Source organism: Hymenobacter sp. BT559 (assembly GCF_017571525.1).
In the GTDB taxonomy this organism is placed as follows: domain Bacteria; phylum Bacteroidota; class Bacteroidia; order Cytophagales; family Hymenobacteraceae; genus Hymenobacter; species Hymenobacter ginsengisoli.
Map to the genome: position 1 here is coordinate 117,926 of NZ_JAGETY010000001.1, position 16,132 is coordinate 134,057.

Annotated in this window: 11 protein-coding genes; 10 read left to right on the forward strand and 1 reads right to left on the reverse strand. The window is 64.7% G+C overall.

Going from position 1 to position 16,132, the window contains the following annotated elements; all coding sequences use genetic code 11:
* Positions 1 to 212 precede the first annotated feature (212 nt).
* The 4 genes from J4D99_RS00450 (at position 213) to J4D99_RS00465 (ending at position 6,626) form a co-directional block, all read left to right on the forward strand.
* Positions 213 to 1,865, forward strand: a complete 1,653-nt coding sequence (locus J4D99_RS00450; protein ID WP_208129729.1) for a TldD/PmbA family protein — start codon at positions 213 to 215, stop codon at positions 1,863 to 1,865.
* Positions 1,866 to 1,974: 109 nt separating this feature from the next.
* The gene (locus tag J4D99_RS00455; protein ID WP_208129730.1) at positions 1,975 to 3,309 is read left to right on the forward strand and encodes a TldD/PmbA family protein; all 1,335 of its coding nucleotides are present in this window, start codon (positions 1,975 to 1,977) and stop codon (positions 3,307 to 3,309) included.
* 242 nt (positions 3,310 to 3,551) lie between these two features.
* Positions 3,552 to 5,201 carry a TldD/PmbA family protein gene (locus tag J4D99_RS00460; RefSeq protein ID WP_208129731.1) on the forward strand — a complete coding sequence of 550 codons (1,650 nt, stop codon included), beginning with the start codon at positions 3,552 to 3,554 and terminating at the stop codon, positions 5,199 to 5,201.
* A 99-nt stretch (positions 5,202 to 5,300) separates the two neighbouring features.
* Complete coding sequence (locus tag J4D99_RS00465) at positions 5,301 to 6,626, forward strand: TldD/PmbA family protein (RefSeq protein WP_208129732.1); 1,326 nt, start codon at positions 5,301 to 5,303, stop codon at positions 6,624 to 6,626.
* Between the two features lie 86 nt (positions 6,627 to 6,712).
* On the opposite strand, the gene J4D99_RS00470 is transcribed toward J4D99_RS00465, so the two are convergent.
* Positions 6,713 to 7,339, reverse strand: coding sequence for a porin family protein (locus tag J4D99_RS00470; protein WP_208129733.1), 627 nt, complete (start codon positions 7,337 to 7,339; stop codon positions 6,713 to 6,715).
* A 207-nt stretch (positions 7,340 to 7,546) separates the two neighbouring features.
* Here J4D99_RS00470 and J4D99_RS00475 point away from each other — a divergent pair, with 207 nt between their 5' ends.
* The 6 genes from J4D99_RS00475 to J4D99_RS00500 all read left to right on the forward strand — a co-directional run bounded on the left by J4D99_RS00475 (position 7,547) and on the right by J4D99_RS00500 (position 15,990).
* A complete protein-coding gene (locus J4D99_RS00475; protein WP_208129734.1) occupies positions 7,547 to 8,167 on the forward strand; it encodes a DUF4159 domain-containing protein in 621 nt (206 codons plus the stop codon).
* A gap of 59 nt (positions 8,168 to 8,226) precedes the next feature.
* On the forward strand, positions 8,227 to 9,204 hold the full coding sequence (locus tag J4D99_RS00480; RefSeq protein WP_208129735.1) for an AAA family ATPase: 978 nt from the start codon (positions 8,227 to 8,229) through the stop codon (positions 9,202 to 9,204).
* 76 nt (positions 9,205 to 9,280) lie between these two features.
* Entirely contained in the window at positions 9,281 to 10,156 is an 876-nt protein-coding gene (locus J4D99_RS00485; RefSeq protein WP_208129736.1) for a DUF58 domain-containing protein, read from the forward strand.
* 138 nt (positions 10,157 to 10,294) lie between these two features.
* Positions 10,295 to 11,881 (forward strand): BatA domain-containing protein, encoded by a 1,587-nt coding sequence (locus J4D99_RS00490; RefSeq protein ID WP_208129737.1) that lies wholly within the window; start codon positions 10,295 to 10,297, stop codon positions 11,879 to 11,881.
* On the forward strand, positions 11,878 to 14,154 hold the full coding sequence (locus J4D99_RS00495; RefSeq protein WP_208130159.1) for a DUF4175 family protein: 2,277 nt from the start codon (positions 11,878 to 11,880) through the stop codon (positions 14,152 to 14,154). Before J4D99_RS00490 ends, J4D99_RS00495 begins: the two co-directional genes overlap by 4 nt.
* A gap of 51 nt (positions 14,155 to 14,205) precedes the next feature.
* The gene (locus J4D99_RS00500; protein WP_208129738.1) at positions 14,206 to 15,990 is read left to right on the forward strand and encodes a hypothetical protein; all 1,785 of its coding nucleotides are present in this window, start codon (positions 14,206 to 14,208) and stop codon (positions 15,988 to 15,990) included.
* Positions 15,991 to 16,132: the final 142 nt, after the last annotated feature.

The window sequence follows — 16,132 nt, forward strand, 5'->3', positions numbered from 1 at the left end:
TCCGCGGCGCTAACGTGGCGCCTCACCCCTAGCCCCTCTCCGCAAAGAAGAGGGGAACTAGTGCTAGTTTTAGAATAGCCGTTTTCTAAAAACCAGAACTAGAATTAGCAGCTAGCCCCCTCTCCTTTTCGGATAGGGGCTAGGGGTGAGGCAACATCAGCAAGACTCATCTTCAACACTTTCTATTTCTCAAACCTTTACCTGCCCTCCCCTTGAACAGACGCGACTTTACTGCCCTCACCGGCCTGGCGGCCGGAGCCTTGTGGCTCCCCAGCTTTCCGAGCCTGGCTGGCAACATTATTGACCCTAGCCAGCTGCTGGAGCCGGGCCTCGACGTGGCCGCCAAAAAGCGTATGGCCGATGTAGCTCTGAACGCCGCCAAGGCCGCCGGCGCCACCTACGCCGACATCCGCATTCAGCGCACGCTCAACCAGAGCATTTTCACCCGCGAAAAGCAGGTGCAGGGCATCTCCAATATCGAGAGCCTGGGGGTAGGAATCCGGGTGATTGCCAACGGCACCTGGGGCTTTGCCTCGACCAACAACATGACCGACGCGGGCATCGCCAAAACCGCCCAGCACGCCGTGGCCATCGCCAAGGCCAACTCGAAGGTGCAGAAGGAACCCGTGAAGCTAGCTCCCCAAAAAGGCTACGGCGACGTGTCCTGGAAAACGCCAATTGAGAAAAACGCCTTCGAGGTACCCATCAAGGAGAAGGCCGATTTGCTGCTGGCGGCCAATGCCGCAGCTACCGACAACGGCGCTTCGTTCGTGAACTCGGCGCTGTTTCAAGTAAACGAGCAGAAGTACTTTGCCAGCACCGACGGCTCGTATATCGACCAGGATATTCACCGCATTTACCCCACCTTCGGCGTAACGGTAGTAGACCGGGCTAGCGGCAAGTTCCGCTCGCGCCAGAGCCTGAGCTCGCCCATGGGTATGGGCTACGAGTACCTCACGCCCAAGGCCGCCGACAAGATGGCCGGCCCCACCGGCTCGGATGTAATCGGCTACAAAAACAGCTACGACATTCTGGAAGACGCCACCCGCGCCGCCAAGCAAACCAAGCAGAAAATAACCTGCAAGAGCGTGGTACCGGGCAAGTACGACCTCATTCTGGACCCCCACCACCTGGGCCTGACCATTCACGAATCGGTGGGCCACCCCACCGAGCTCGACCGCGTGCTGGGCTACGAAGCCAACTTTGCGGGCACCTCATTTGCCACGCTGGAGTGGCGCAAGAAGAACATTCCGTATGGCTCGAAGAACGTAACCATCGTGGCCGACAAGCTGCAGCGCAACTCACTCGGGGCAGTGGGCTACGACGACGAAGGCGTGAAAACTAAAGAGTGGACACTCATCGACCAGGGCAAGCTCATTGATTACCAGAAGATTCGTGACCAGGCGGGCATCGTGGGCCAGAACGCTTCGGATGGCTGCTGCTACTCGCAGTCGTGGCGCGATGTGCAGTTTCAGCGCATGGCCAACGTGAGCCTGCGCCCCAGCGCCACCAAGCGCAGCGTAGATGAGCTGGTGAGCGGTGTGGAAAAAGGCATTTACATCGCTGGCAACGGCTCATTCTCGATTGACCAGCAGCGCTATAACTCGCAGTTTGGCGGGCAGGTGTTCTACGCCATCGAGAAGGGTAAAATCACGGAGATGCTCGAAGACGTGGCCTACCAGACCAACACCCTCGAATTCTGGGGCGCCTGCCAGGGCTCGTGCGACCAGAGCGACTACCGCTTCGCGGGCTTCTTCAACGACGGCAAGGGTCAGCCTTCGCAAAGCTCGGCCGTGAGCCACGGCTCGGCCACCACGCGCTTCAACGGCGTGAACGTGATTAACACGGCCCGCAAAATCGGATAAATTATTAAGCTGTTAGCTTTTAGCTACTGGCTGTTAGCTTCTCAAGGGAGGCGCAGGGCAGTACAAAAAGCTAACAGCCAACAGCTAAAAGCTAACAGCTCATCCCAAAATGGCAATTCTTTCCCAGACCGAAGCTCAGGACATTCTCAAGAAGGTCATCGGCTTCAGCACCGCCGACGAGTGTGATGCGACGCTCAACGGCAGCCTCGAAGGCAACGTGCGCTCGGCGCGCAACTCCATTAGCACGGCCGGCGCCGTCGACAACGTGTCCTTGGCCGTGACGTCGTACTTCGGCAAGCGCTCGGGCACGGCAACCTGCAACCAGTTTGACGACGCCACCCTGCGCCGCTGCGTGCAGCGCGCCGAGGAAATAGCCCGGCTAGCCCCCGAAAGCCCCGAGTACATGCCGCTACTCGGGCCCCAGACGTATCTGTCGTCGCCCCAGTCGTTTGCAGCCAGCACGGCCGGCATCACGCCCGATTACCGGGCTAGCCAAATGGCAGCCAGCATGCAGTACTGCGACCAGAAGAAGCTGACTTCGGCCGGCTTCCTCAACGACCAGGCAGGCTTTGTGGCCAAGCGCAACTCGAAGGGCCTCGAAGCCTACCAGCGCACCACCAACCTCGATTTCAGCATCACCGTGCGCACGCTTGATGGGCAGGGCTCGGGCTACGCGGCTACGGACTTTACGGATATCAAGAACTTTGACGCGGCGCGCCTCACGGCGGTGGCGGCCAGCAAGGCCGCGTCGTCGGTGGGCGCCAGGGCCATCGAGCCGGGCAAGTACACCGTTATTCTGGAGCCCAACGCGCTGGTATCGGGCACCGATGCCTCGCTGCTGGCCGCGCTCATGCGCTCGTTTGACGCGCGCTCGGCCGACGAAGGCCGCAGCTTCCTCAGCAAGAAGGGTGGCGGCAACCGCAAGGGCGAAAAGCTATTTGATGAGCGCGTTACGATTTACTCGGACCCCACCAACGCCGAGGTGCCCGACCTCACGTTCTCGGGCGATGGCCGCCCGCAGCAGCGCACCACCTGGATTGAAAAAGGCGTGGTGAAGAACCTTTACAGCTCGCGCTACTGGGCCCAGAAAACCGGTATTCCGGACCTGCCCGGCCCGGGCGGCTTCATCATGGAAGGCGGCACCCAAAGCACCGCCGACCTCATCAAGAGCACGGCGAAAGGCATTCTGGTGACGCGCCTGTGGTACATCCGCCCCGTTGACCCCCAGACGCTGTTGTTCACGGGCCTCACCCGCGACGGCACGTTCTACATCGAGAACGGCGCTATCAAGTTCCCAGTCAAGAACTTCCGCTTCAATGAGAGCCCGATTATCATGCTCAACAACCTGGAGGCCATCGGCCGCCCAGTGCGCCTGAATGGTAACCTGGTGCCCCCGCTCAAGATTCGCGACTTCACGTTTACGAGCTTGTCCGACGCTGTGTAATCACGGCTGGCGCCTCCCCTCCGAAGCCCCCGAACCTGATTGGTTTGGGGGCTTTTTGGTGGAAAGCAGGCTAGCCAGACAAACGCCGGTAACGGAGCGGCATCCTGGCCGGTAGTCGGCCACAACTGACTGCCATCAGCCGACTATCCAAAGTTTTAGCTTAACTAGCAACGCCTTTTGCTACCTGGGCCAGCTTTTGTGGGGGCTAGCGCTTTCTTCTTTCACTCCTCCTTTTTTCTGCCATGAACAGACGTGACTTTGTGGGCCTTACCGGCCTGGGCGCCACGGCCCTGCTGCTGCCGAGCCTGCCCGGCTTCGGGGCCAAACAAGTGGACCCTAGCCGGCTGCTGGAGCCCGGCGCCGACACCATCCTTAAAAAGCGCCTGGCCGACGCGGCCCTCAACGCCGCCAGGAGCGCCGGGGCCAGCTACGCCGACGTGCGCATCGGGCGCTCGCTCAACCAATACGTCTTCACCCGCGAAAAGCAGGTGCAGAATATTGTGAGCACCGAAAGCTACGGCGTAGGCATTCGGGTGCTGGTGAATGGCTGCTGGGGCTTCGCCTCCACGAGCGTCGTGACCGAGGCTAGCCTGGCCGCCACGGCTCGCCTGGCGGTGGAAATCGCGAAGGCCGACAAGCTGGTGATGAAGGAGCCCGTGCAGCTAGCCCCCCAGCAGGGCTACGGCGAGGTAAGCTGGAAAACGCCCATCGTGCAGAGCGCCTTTGAGGTGCCGGTAAAGCAAAAGGCCGAGCTACTGCTGGCCGCTAATGCGGCGGCACTCGATACTGGCGCTAGCTACATCAGCTCGGCGCTGTTTCAAGTAAATGAGCAGAAGTACTTTGCCAGTACCGATGGCTCGTATATCGACCAGGATATTCACCGCCTCTGGCCCACCTTCACGGCTACGGCCGTCGATACCAAATCGGGCAAGTTCCGCTCGCGCGAGGCGCTGAGCGCGCCGGTGGGGCTGGGCTACGAATACCTGACCCCTAGCGCCAGTGAGCAGGTGCGCGGCCCGCAGGGCACCGATACCGTGGGCTATAAGCTGCGCTACGATATCCTGGCCGACGCGGCCCTGGCCGGCAAGCAGGCCAAGGCCAAGCTGACCATGAAATCGGTGACGCCCGGCAAGTACGACCTCGTGCTCGACCCCGGCCACCTGGGCCTCACCATACACGAAAGCGTGGGCCACCCCACCGAGCTCGACCGGGTGCTGGGCTACGAGGCCAACTTCGCGGGCACCTCGTTTGCCACGCTCGAGTGGAAGGCGAAGGGCCTGCCCTACGGCTCGCCGCAGGTCAACATTGTGGCCGATAAGCTGCAACCCGGCGCCGTGGGCACCGTGGGCTACGACGACGAGGGCGTGAAAACCAAGCAGTGGGATATCATCAAAGCCGGTAAGCTGGTTGATTACCAGAAAATCCGGGACCAGGCGCACATCGTGGGCCAAAAGGCTAGCGACGGCTGCTGCTACGCGCAGTCGTGGGAGGATGTGCAGTTTCAGCGCATGGCCAACATCAGCCTCAAGCCCAGCCCCACCAAAATGAGCGTAGACGAGATGGTGAGCAAGGTGGACAAGGGCATCTACATTGCCGGAGCTGGCTCATTTAGTATTGACCAGCAGCGGTTTAACTTTCAGTTTGGTGGCCAGCTGTTTTACGCCATCGAGAAGGGCAAAATAACGGAGCCGCTCGAAGACGTGGCCTACCAGTCGAACACCCAGGAGTTTTGGGGTGCCTGCCAGGGCTCGTGCGACCAGAGCGACTACCGCCTCTTCGGCACCTTCTTCGATGGCAAGGGCCAGCCCATGCAAAGCTCGTCGGTGAGCCACGGCTCAGCCACCACGCGCTTCAATGGGGTGAACGTGATTAACACGGCCCGCAAAGTTTAATTTTCAAGCTGTTAGCTTTTGGCTGTTAGCTGTTAGCCCCTTTCGGTAGGCACAGTTAAAAAGCTAACCGCTAACAGCCAAAAGCTAACAGCTCAAAAAATGGCTATTCTCTCCAAAGACGAAGCTCAGGCTTTACTTAAGAAAGTCCTCACCTACAGCACTGCCGATGAGTGTGAGGCCTCGCTGCGCGGGCGCACCAGCGGCAACATCCGCTACGCCCGCAACAGCGTGAGCACGGCCGGCGCTCAAGACTCCGTATCGTTGGCCGTGGAGGCGCGCTTCGGCAAGCGCGCGGGCGTGGCTACCTGCAATGAGTTTGACGACGCTACCCTGCGCCGCTGCGTGCAGCGCGCCGAGGAAATAGCCCGGCTAGCCCCCGAAAACCCCGAATACGTGCCCCTGCTAGGCGCCCAAACCTACCTGAGCCCGCCCTCGGCGGCCACGACGGTGCTTACGCCCGCGTTGCGCGCCCAAGCCGCGGCCGATAGCATGACCCTGTGCACGGCCAAAAACCTGACCTCGGCCGGCTTCCTGGATGGCGGCACGCGGTTCACGGCCATACGCAACTCAAAAGGACTGGAGGCTTACCAGCAGTCGACCAATACCGATTTTTCGGTGACGGTGCGCACGCCCGACGGGCGCGGCTCGGGCTACGCTATTGCCGATGTGACCGACCCAGCCAAGCTCAATACCAAGGCCCTGACGCAGCGCGCCGCCGATAAAGCGCTCGGGTCGGTGGGTGCCAAGGCCATTGAGCCAGGCAAGTACACTGTGATATTGGAGCCAGCCGCGCTCATGGCCGGCGACGACCTCTCGCTGCTAGGGGGCCTGGTGAGCGGCCTCGACGCGCGCTCGGCCGACGAGGGCCGCAGCTTTATGACCAAGAAGGGCGGCGGCAACCGCAAGGGCGAAAAGCTCTTCGATGAGCGCATCAACATCTACTCCGACCCGCTCAACGCCGAAGTACCCGGCAATGCCTTCGACGGCGACGGCCTGCCCACGCAGCGCATGAGCTGGGTCGAGAAAGGCGTGGTAAAAAACCTCTACTACTCGCGCTACTGGGCCGAGAAAAACAAGGTGGCGCCCACGGCCTACCCGAGCGGCTTTATCATGACGGGCGGCACGCAGAGCACCGCCGAGCTTATCAAGGGCACGCAGAAAGGTATTCTGGTGACGCGCCTGTGGTACATCCGGGAAGTAGACCCGCAGACGCTGCTTTACACCGGCCTCACCCGCGACGGCACGTTCTACATCGAGAATGGGGCCATCAAATTCCCCATTAAGAACCTGCGCTTCAACGAGAGCCCGATTATTATGCTCAATAATATCGAGGCCATCGGGCGCCCGGTGCGGCTGGCCGGCTGCCTGGTGCCACCGCTCAAGATTCGCGACTTCACCTTCACGAGCTTGTCCGACGCGATTTAAGCACTGGGAGAATGAGAGAAAGGGTGAATGGCTGAATGATAGTACGTTCATTCAGCCATTCACCCCTTCTCTCATTCTCCCAGTGCCTAGAGCTTGGGCAGCTGGAAGGCGGCGTAGAACTGAAACACCCGGTTGTGCAGTTGGGGGTCGTTCACGCCCACCAGATATTGCGTGTTATTGATGTCGTTGAGGCCGGCTACGAAGCGGCCACCCACCCGCACGACGGGGCCCAGCTTAAGGCCTAGCCCGGCGCACAGCGCGAAGTCACTGCGCTTGTAGTTGTCGGTCGAAGTCTGGCTGGCGCTTACAAACAGCGGCTGGCCGCTGGCATTGCGCACCTGGATGGTGCCATCTTCATTGGCGGCTACCAGGTAGCTAAACTGCGGGCCACCCTCTACATACAGCGGCCCGAACGTGGCTTTCAGCAGCAGCGGCACCGATATGTAGTTGAGCTGCGTGGTGTAGTTAGTAGCGGTAGTCAGGCCCTTCAGCTGCGAGCCTTGCAGCGAGTAGAGCACCTCGGGCTGAATGGACAGCGGCCCAATCAGCTTGGCTTGGTAGAAAATACCGGCGTGAAAATATGTTTTGTAGGTAGCATCTTCGCCGACGCGGCCCGAGAGCACTGCCTCGTTGATGCCGCCTTTAATGCCAAACTGGGCGTGGGCCTGGCTAGCCAGGAGAAGCAGCAAAGCTGCCAGCATAAAATTCTTCATGTGCATTGGGTATGAATAGTTTAGCGGGTTGATGAGGCAGGAGTATTTAGGCCGTGATGGCCCCGGCTAGCCCCCTAACGCATGACAAGGGGCTTTTGGGGTGCGCAAAGGTTGCAGCCGCAAAGGTTGTTTTGGGTGCCGTGAATGCGGAATGAACCGCTTTTAGGTGCAACCTTGCCGCTTCGCTTGCCGCCCTTTTCCGCAATTATGCCCGCTCCTTTCACCTTCGTGCGCCTCAGCTACCACTCCGGCGATTGGGATGCTGTGGACGAGCGCATGCCCGCCAATCTGCTGCACTCGCTGGTGCAGTACACCACGGTACCCGTCGAGGCCAAGGAAAAAGTGGTGGCCCTCGACAGCCCCGAGCTGTTCAACTATCCCTTTTGCTACCTCAGCGGGCATCGGCTGGTGCAGTTTTCGGCCGCCGAGAAAAAGAACTTCACCCAGTACGTGCGCAACGGCGGCTTCGTGTTTGTGGACGACTGCAACCACGATATCGACGGCCTCTTTGCCCGCTCTTTCGAAGAGCAGATGCGCGTGTGCTTTGGCACCAATGCGCTGCAGAAAATCCCGAAGACGCACCCCATCTACAGCCAGTTTTTCAAGTTCAAGGATGGGCCGCCCAACACCGGCTTCGAGCTCAACGGCTGGGGCGACGACCTGGTACACGACTACCTCAAGGGCATCACCATCAACAACCGGCTAGGGGTGCTTTACTCCAACAAGGACTACGGCTGCGAGTGGGACTACGACTTTCGCAATAAGCGCTTTCTAGCTGAGGACAACACCAAGTTTGGCGTCAACATTCTGCTGTACGCGCTGAGCTAAAACCACTTGCCTTACTGCGCTCGCAAGGGCAACGACTTATCTGCTTGCAACAACTTTACATGACCGAACAAGACGTAAAAACGCTCCTAGCCAAGCTGCCGACTTTGAAAGCCGAAATCGGCAAGGTCATCGTGGGCCAGAGCCAGGTGCTCGATGAGGTGCTGGTGGCGCTGCTGGCCGGCGGCCACGCCCTGCTGGAGGGTGTGCCGGGGCTAGCCAAAACCCTGCTGGTGCGCACGCTGGCCCAGGCCACCGACCTGCCGTTTCGCCGCATCCAGTTCACGCCCGACCTTATGCCGACCGACATCCTCGGCACCGAGGTGCTGGAGGAAGACCACGGCACCGGCAAGCGCTCGTTCAAGTTCAACCCCGGCCCCATCTTCGCTAGCCTCGTGCTGGCCGATGAGATAAACCGGACGCCGCCCAAAACCCAGGCGGCCTTGCTCGAAGCCATGCAGGAAGGCCACGTGACCTACGCCGGCCAGGAGCACGCGCTGCCCAAGCCATTCTTCTTGCTAGCCACCCAAAACCCGATTGAGCAGAGCGGCACCTACCCGCTGCCCGAGGCGCAGCTCGACCGCTTTTTGCTGTACGTGCGCATCGGCTACCCCACCGAGCAGGAGGAGATGGCGGTGCTAGGGGGCACTACCGGCACGGCCCGCGCCGAAGTACGGCCCATTTTGGGCGGCGATGATATCCGGCAACTGCAGCAGCTGGTGCGCCAGGTCAGCCTCAGCCCCGAGCTGCTCAGCTTCGTGAACCGGCTGGTGCGCGCCACTCGCCCGGCTACGTCGGAGGTGAAATTTATCAAAGACTACGGCCGCTGGGGTGCCGGCCCGCGCGCCGGCCAGGCGCTCATTTTGTGCGCCAAGGCGCGGGCGCTGCTGCAAGGCCGCTTCGCCGCTACGCTCGATGACCTCAAGGCCCTGGCGCCGCCCGTGCTGCGCCACCGCGTGCTCTTGAATTTCAACGCGGAGGCCGAAAACCTCACACCCGACGATGCGGTGCGCGAGCTGTTGAAAGCCGTGGCCGTGTAGCGCGGACTTTTAGTCCGCGAGTATGCAAAATACTGGTAAACTATTGAACTAGCGGACTGAAAGTCCGCGCTACTGTATGCTCACTCCCGAACTCCTTTACGCCCTGCGCAACCTGCCGCTGGCCGCCCGCCAGGCGGCCGAAGGCTTCCTCGCGGGCGCTCACGCCAGCCGGCGGCACGGCGCGGGCATGGAGTTTAGCCAGTACCGGCCCTACCAGCCCGGCGACGACCTGCGCCGCCTCGACTGGCGCCTGGCCGCGCGTTCGGACCGCTACTACTTGCGCGAGTCGGAAGTTGATACCAGCCTCGTTGTCAACCTCGTGCTCGATGCCAGCGCCAGCATGAACCACCGCGACGACAACGGCCTCACCAAGCTCGACTACGCCCGGCTGCTGCTGGCGTCGCTAGCCTACCTGGCCCAGAAGCAGGGCGACGCCGTGGGCCTTACCATGTTGAGCCCGAGTGGCTTGCAGCATTACCCCGCCCGCGCCGATACGCGCCAGCTGCCGCGCCTCTACCACGCCCTCGAAGCGGCCGAGGCTACCGGCACCTTTCCTGATACCGCTACCCTAGCCCCGCTCACGGCCCGGCGGCAGCGCGCCCTCACCGTGTGCGTGAGCGACTTATATGAGGAAGCCGGCGAAATAAACCACCTGCTAGCCCGCCTGCGCGCCACCAGCGGCGACGTGCTGCTGCTGCACCTGGTGGCGGGCAATGAGTTGAATTTTAGCCACAAAGGCCCCCTCACGTTCCGCGACCTCGAAACCGGTCAGACCATTCAGCTCAATGCCGACGAGCAACGCGCTGCCTACCAGCAGCAGCTGCGCCAGTGGCTGCGCGACACCGCCCAGGCCGCCCGCCAACAGGGCCTCGACTACCACCAGCTCAGCACCGCCGACCCGCTCGACGGCGCCCTACGCGAGTTTTTGAAACGGAGGCAGTTGATGAGTTGACATCACACGTGCATCTGTCCTTGCGAGTCCGCGAAGCAATCACACCTAAACGATACCCGAACGACGACGTTCTGCTGCGATTGCTTTGCAGGCTCGTCATGACATACGTAAAATATTGTAATAAATAACGTTACACAGTTGTTTACCCTCACCAATCCATCTGCGCTGCTCGCCCTGCTGGGCCTCCTGGTGCCGCTGGCCATTCACCTCTGGAACCGTCGGCCGGGCCGCGAGGTAGCGGTGGGCAGCCTGCGCTGGCTGGCGGCCGGGGCCAAACGCCGCCTGCGCAACCTGCGCCTCGAGCAGGTGTGGCTGCTGCTGCTGCGCGCCGCCCTGCTGGCCGGGCTAGCCGTGGCGCTGGCCGGGCCACAGTGGCGCCAGCCCCGGCCCGCCGGCCGGGGCCAGGTGCTGGTGAGCCGCGCCCTCGCCGATGGCAGCAGCCTAGCCGCCGTGCGCCCCACCCTCGATTCGCTGCGGCGGCGCGGCTATGCGCTACGCTGGCTGGCGGCGGGGCTGCCCGCCATCACCAGCGCCGAGTGGCAGGCTGATTCGCTGGGCCGCAAAAACTTAACAAGCAATGCTTTGGCCGACAAGCTCTACTGGGCACGCATCCAGCAGGCGGCCGATTCTTTTCCGGGCCAGCCGTTGTATGCCGTCACGCCGGCCGCGCTTCGTGGGGTGGGCGGGCCGCACCCAGCACTGCCGGCTAGCCTCACCTGGCAAACCATTCCGCCGCGCACCGCCACTACCTGGCTGCAAGCCGCGGCCGCCAGCGCCGACAGCCTACGCCTGCTGCTAGGCCACAGCGATGAAAAGCAGACCACCTTTCGAGTAGTGCGGGTGGCCCGGCCCCGGCCGGGTGCCACCCTGGCGGTGGCCGGCTTGCCGCCCCTGCGCTACGAAATTGCGGCCGGCCAGCCGCGCCTGCGCCCCACCGCGGCCGATTCGGCGCAGCCCCAGCCCGGGGTGCCGGTGCGTACCGGGCCGGTGCGCGTGGTACTTTATGCCCCGGCCGGCGCCGCCGAGGAGGCGCGCTACCTACGGGCGGCGCTGCGGGCGGCGGCCGTGGGCCTGCCCGCGCCGCTAGCCCTCACCGTCAGCACGACGGTGCCCGATGCGGCCAGCGCGCCCGACTGGTTGTTTTGGCTGAGCGACCAGCCGGTACCGGCCGCCTGGCGCGCGCAAGTGCCTCGTGGCCTGCACCTCTGGCAAGAAGCTACGGGCGCTGGCCTGGCGGATACGGCTACCCTAGCCACCGCCGAAACGGCGGACGCGCCGCCTATCTTGCTGACGCGGCGCACCCGGCTAGCCTTGCCCGCCGGCAGCCAGCCGCGCTGGGCCGATGGCCGGGGCCGGGCCGTATTAGCGGAATTAACTCAGGCGAAAGGTGCCAGCTACCAGCTCGCTACGCACCTGGCGCCCGGCTGGAGCACCCTAGCCGCAAGCCCCGCGCTGCCGGCCTTGCTGCTTGACCTGCTGGCCACCAATCCGCAGCTCGGCATCGATTCGCTGCTGACGGCCTACGACCAGCGCCGCCTCGACCCGGCGCAGCTGCCGGCGCGCCCGCTACGGGCAACCGCTAGCCAAACGCCCGCGCCGGTGGCCTACCGCCTCACCGACCTGCGGCCCTGGCTGGTGCTGCTGGTGGCGGTGCTGTTTGGGCTGGAGCGCTGGCTGGCGCAGCGGCGGGTTATTTCTTCTAGTCCTTTATCGCCCTCGCTATGAGCCAGGTAGTCCTTCATTCGCCCGCTGGCCTGGGGGCCGCCCGGCAGCAACTGCGGGCGGCCGGCCGCAGCTATGCCGGGCGGCGGCTGGCCGCGGTGGGGCTGCCCACGCTGGCGGGCTTGCTGCTGCTTGGGCTGCTGGCGGCGCGCTGGCCGGGCGGGCGCCCGATGCTGCTGGCCGGCATGGTGGCGGTGCTGGCCGGGGCTGCCTGGCAGCTGTGGCCGCTGCGCCGGCTGGGGCCGCCCGCCGTGGCCCGGCAGCTCGACCGGCTATTTCCGGAGTTGGAAGACAGTGTGGGGCTATTATTGCAAGACGCTGAGCACTTGTCCTTTCTGGGCCAGTTACAGCAGCAGCGGGTGGCTCACCGGCTGGAAGAGCTCGCGGCCACGCAGTCGCCACTGCTCCCGGTTTCCTTTAAAAATTCGCTGCTTATCAGTGCTTTACTATTGGCAGGAAGTGCGCTGGCCTGGTGGCTGCCCGCCCGGCAGTCGGCAGTGGCTAGCCCGGCCGCCGTGGCCGTGCACTTCTCGCCCGATGCCGCGCGGCCGGTACCGGCCGCCGCGCCGCGCATTACTAAAGTCGAGCTGCTCGTGACGCCGCCGGCCTACACCCGGCGGGCCGCGTTTGCGCCGACTGCGGCTACGTTTCAGTGCCCGCAGGGCGCGCGGGTGCGCTGGCTGGTGCACGTCAATCGCACGGCCGGGGCGGCACCCACGCTCGAAATCGGCAGCCAAAAAGTAGCGCTGCGGCCCGCAGCCGGGCTAGCCAATCAGTTTGAGGCCACGCAGGTGCTCAGCGCCTCGGCGCTCTACCGGCTGCGGTATGCGGGGCAAACGTCCGATGACTACGCCATCGACGTGCGGCCCGACCAGGCACCCACCATTCGCCTGCAAACGCCTAAGCCTTACACGCTTATTGCGGCTAGGGGTACCCGGCCAGAGGTACCCATCAAGGCCACGCTGCGCGACGACTACGGCCTGACCCGCGCCGAGCTGGTTATCACGGTGGCGCAGGGCCAGGGCGAGGCGGTGAAGTTTCACGAAGTGCGCCGCGACCTGAGCGCCGGCCTGGGCGGGCAGCCCAGCGAAACCACCGTGGCTAGTCTCCTGAACCTGCCCAAGCTCGGCATGACCTACGGCGACGAGCTGTATTTCTACGTGCAGGCCCGCGACAACAACGGCCACGGGGCCCGCTCGGATGCCTTTATCGTGCAGTGGCAGGACACGGCTGCCGCGGCCAGCGCCCTCGATATGGGCATGGGCGTGAACACCGCGCCGGCTTACTTCCGCTCAGAGCGCCAGATTATTATCGACACCGAAAAGTTGATTGCCGAGAAGCCCAAGCTCACCGCCGCCGAATTTAGCAACCGGGCCAATGCGCTGGGTTTCGACCAGCAGTCGCTGCGCCTGCGCTACGGCAAGTTTTTGGGCGAAGAAGCCGAAAAAGGCCTCGGCGTGACGGCCGGCCCACCCACGGCCGACGAGCCAGCCGCCCCGACTGCCGACGCCCCCACGGCCGACGAAAAGCCGGCCCCCAAAGCCGAGGCGGATGACCACGACGACCATCATTCTGAGGCACCGACCGGCCGCAATGCCTCCCCCACCGCCACCGATGCACTGATGGACCCCTACATGCACAAGCACGACGACGCCGAAACCGCCGACTTTCTGGAGCCCGCCGTGAAAGCCAAGCTGTACGCCGTGCTCGACGAGATGTGGGCCGCCGAGCTGCGCCTGCGCACCGGCCAGCCCGCCGCCGCCCGCCCCTACGAGTACCGTGCCCTGCGCCTGCTCAAGCAGGTGCAGCAGCAAACGCGGGCCTACGTCAAGAAAGCCGGGTTCACGCCCCAGCCTTTTCCCGAGTCCACCCTGCGCCTCACCGGCGAGCTGAGGGGTGCCGCGGCCCCGCGCCTGCAAGCCACGGTGCCAGCCCCCAATGCCCAGCCCGCCGTGCGCGCCGCCCTGCGGTGGCTAGCCACCGCGCAAGCTGCCCCTAGCCAGCCAGCCAGCCCCGCCGATGCCGCGGCACTCGACCAAGCCGGCGCCGCGCTGGCCCAGGCCGCGCTGCAAAAGCCCGGCCTTTACCTGCCGGCGCTACGAGCGCTGCGCCAGTTAGCCACCGATGCCCGCGCCAGCCGCGTGCCCTGCGCCACCTGCCTAGCCCCCGCCCAGCGTGCCCTCGCCGACCTGCTGCCTGCCCCCGTGCCCACCGCCGCCCCGCCCGCCGCGCCCAACCGCCTGGCCCAGCGCTACTTCCAGGAGCTGAGCCGGTAAGCGGGCTGGGGCACCTCTGAAAATTGATTTATTACCGCTGACTAACCCTGCGTGGAGCCTCATTCACTACTTTTTTACGTGCTGGCGGCAACCTGCCTGCTGCTTGGGCTAGGGCTCTTGCTGATGACCGGGCGGCGGCCGGGCCACCGCCCGGCCCGGCTACTGGCCAGCCTCCTAGCCCCCCTGGCACTGTGGTTCACGGCCTACCCGCCGCTGCGCGCCGTGCCCGCCACCCGCGCCGAAGCCATCGTGCTCACGCCAGGCTATCAGCCCGACACGTTGCGCCAGCTGCTGCGCCGCCTGGGTGCCGGCACGCCCGTGTGGAGCTATGGCACCCCGCCCCTGGCCCGCGCCAAAGCGCTCGGCAGCCTGCTGGCGCTGGCCGAGCAGCGGCCAGCCCTGCGCCGGGTGCATCTGCTGGGCCAGGGGCTGCCTGCTGCCGAGCTACCCGCGCTGGGCTCGCTGGCGGTAGTGCCGCACGCAGCGCCCGCCTACATCGGTATGCAAGCGGCGGGCTGGAGCCAGCAGCTCACGCTCGGGCAGCGCTTCGAGGTCGAAGGCAGCGTGACAGGGGCTAGCCCGGCCTGGGTGAGCCTGCAAGCGGAAGGCGCGGGCCGCGACTCGCTGCGGCTGCCCGCCGGCAATGGCTCTTTCCGGCTGAGCTACCAGCCCAAAGTGGCCGGCCTGGCGCGCTACGCCCTGCGGTTGCGGCGCGAGGGCCAGCCCACCGCCAGCGAGCCGCTGCCGCTGCAAATAACGCCCGCCACCCTGCCGCCCGTGCTGCTGCTAGCCGCCGTGCCGGGCTTCGAATTCAAGTTTCTGAAAAATAACCTGGCTGCTGCTGGCCGGGCCGTAGCCCTGCGTACTACTGTGAGCCGGGGCCTGGTCCAAACTGAGTTTCTCAACCAGCCGGCCCAGCCGCTCGACCGCCTCACCCCCAGCCTGCTGGCCCGCTACGCCGTGGTAGTAGCCGATGCCGCGACCCTGGCTAGCCTGCCCGCTGGCGAAAGCCAGACCCTGCGCGCCGCCGTGCAGCAAGGCCGCCTGGGCCTCGTAATACTGGCCGAAGCTACGGCCCTGCCCGCCGCCACGCCCGCTCGCACCGATTTTGTGGTGCAGGCGCTGCCCACGGCCGGCGCCGTAGCCCAGCCCCTCACCTGGCCCGATGCGCCTGCTCCGGTGCGGGCGTTGCTGCCGGCCCGGCTGCGGCCCGGCGGCGCGTTGCAACCGCTCATTACGGCGCCCGGCGGGGCAGTGGTGGCGGCTAGCCGGCGGGTGGGGCTAGGGGCTACCGTGGTCTCGGTGGTGACCGAAACCTTTCGCTGGGCCTTGCAGGGGCAGGCTGCCACATACAGTTCGTTCTGGAGCCAGCTGCTGACGGCGGCCACTCCGCCGCCCGCCCCGGCCGCCACCTGGCTGGCCCTTAGCCGGTGGCCGCGCCCGCAGCAGCCGCTGATGCTGCGGCTGGCGGGCGCCCGGCCGGCTAGCCTGCCCACCGTGCAGCCGCTGGCCGGTGGCCCGGCCGTGGCCCTGGCGCTAGCTCAGGATGCACGCCTGCCCGAGTGGAGCACCGCCGAGTACTGGCCCGCCCGGGCCGGCTGGCACCAGGTGCGCGGGCCGGGCCGCACGGTGCACAGCTTCTACGTGTACGACTCGGCAGCCTGGCGCGGGCCCGAGCTGGCGGCGCGCCAACAGGCGCTGGCCGCCCGCGCCGCGCTGGCTAGCCCTGCCCCAGCGGCCGAGGTAGCTACCGTGCAGCAGCCGTGGCCAGCCGGTTGGTTTTTCGGGCTGTTTTTGCTGGCGGCGGGCTTTCTGTGGCTGGAAGAGAAGCTCTAGCGTACTAGCCATCGCATTTATTCAGACTGCCTGCTTGTCCGAAGCAGGCAGTTTTTTTAGGGGGCTATGCAACGGTTAGCTGGGCCTGCCGGTCAAGCCCTCAACTACCGGAAACCAGCTTCCGGTGCTTGTGCCGCTTGCG

Bases quoted from the DNA above. Each gene is read 5' to 3' on its own strand.
- J4D99_RS00455 (WP_208129730.1), top strand. From the start codon at position 1,975: ATGGCAATTCTTTCCCAGACCGAAGCTCAGGACATTCTCAAGAAGGTC.
- J4D99_RS00460 (WP_208129731.1), top strand. From the start codon at position 3,552: ATGAACAGACGTGACTTTGTGGGCCTTACCGGCCTGGGCGCCACGGCC.
- J4D99_RS00465 (WP_208129732.1), top strand. From the start codon at position 5,301: ATGGCTATTCTCTCCAAAGACGAAGCTCAGGCTTTACTTAAGAAAGTC.
- J4D99_RS00470 (WP_208129733.1), bottom strand. From the start codon at position 7,339: ATGAAGAATTTTATGCTGGCAGCTTTGCTGCTTCTCCTGGCTAGCCAG.
- J4D99_RS00475 (WP_208129734.1), top strand. From the start codon at position 7,547: ATGCCCGCTCCTTTCACCTTCGTGCGCCTCAGCTACCACTCCGGCGAT.
- J4D99_RS00480 (WP_208129735.1), top strand. From the start codon at position 8,227: ATGACCGAACAAGACGTAAAAACGCTCCTAGCCAAGCTGCCGACTTTG.
- J4D99_RS00485 (WP_208129736.1), top strand. From the start codon at position 9,281: ATGCTCACTCCCGAACTCCTTTACGCCCTGCGCAACCTGCCGCTGGCC.
- J4D99_RS00495 (WP_208130159.1), top strand. From the start codon at position 11,878: ATGAGCCAGGTAGTCCTTCATTCGCCCGCTGGCCTGGGGGCCGCCCGG.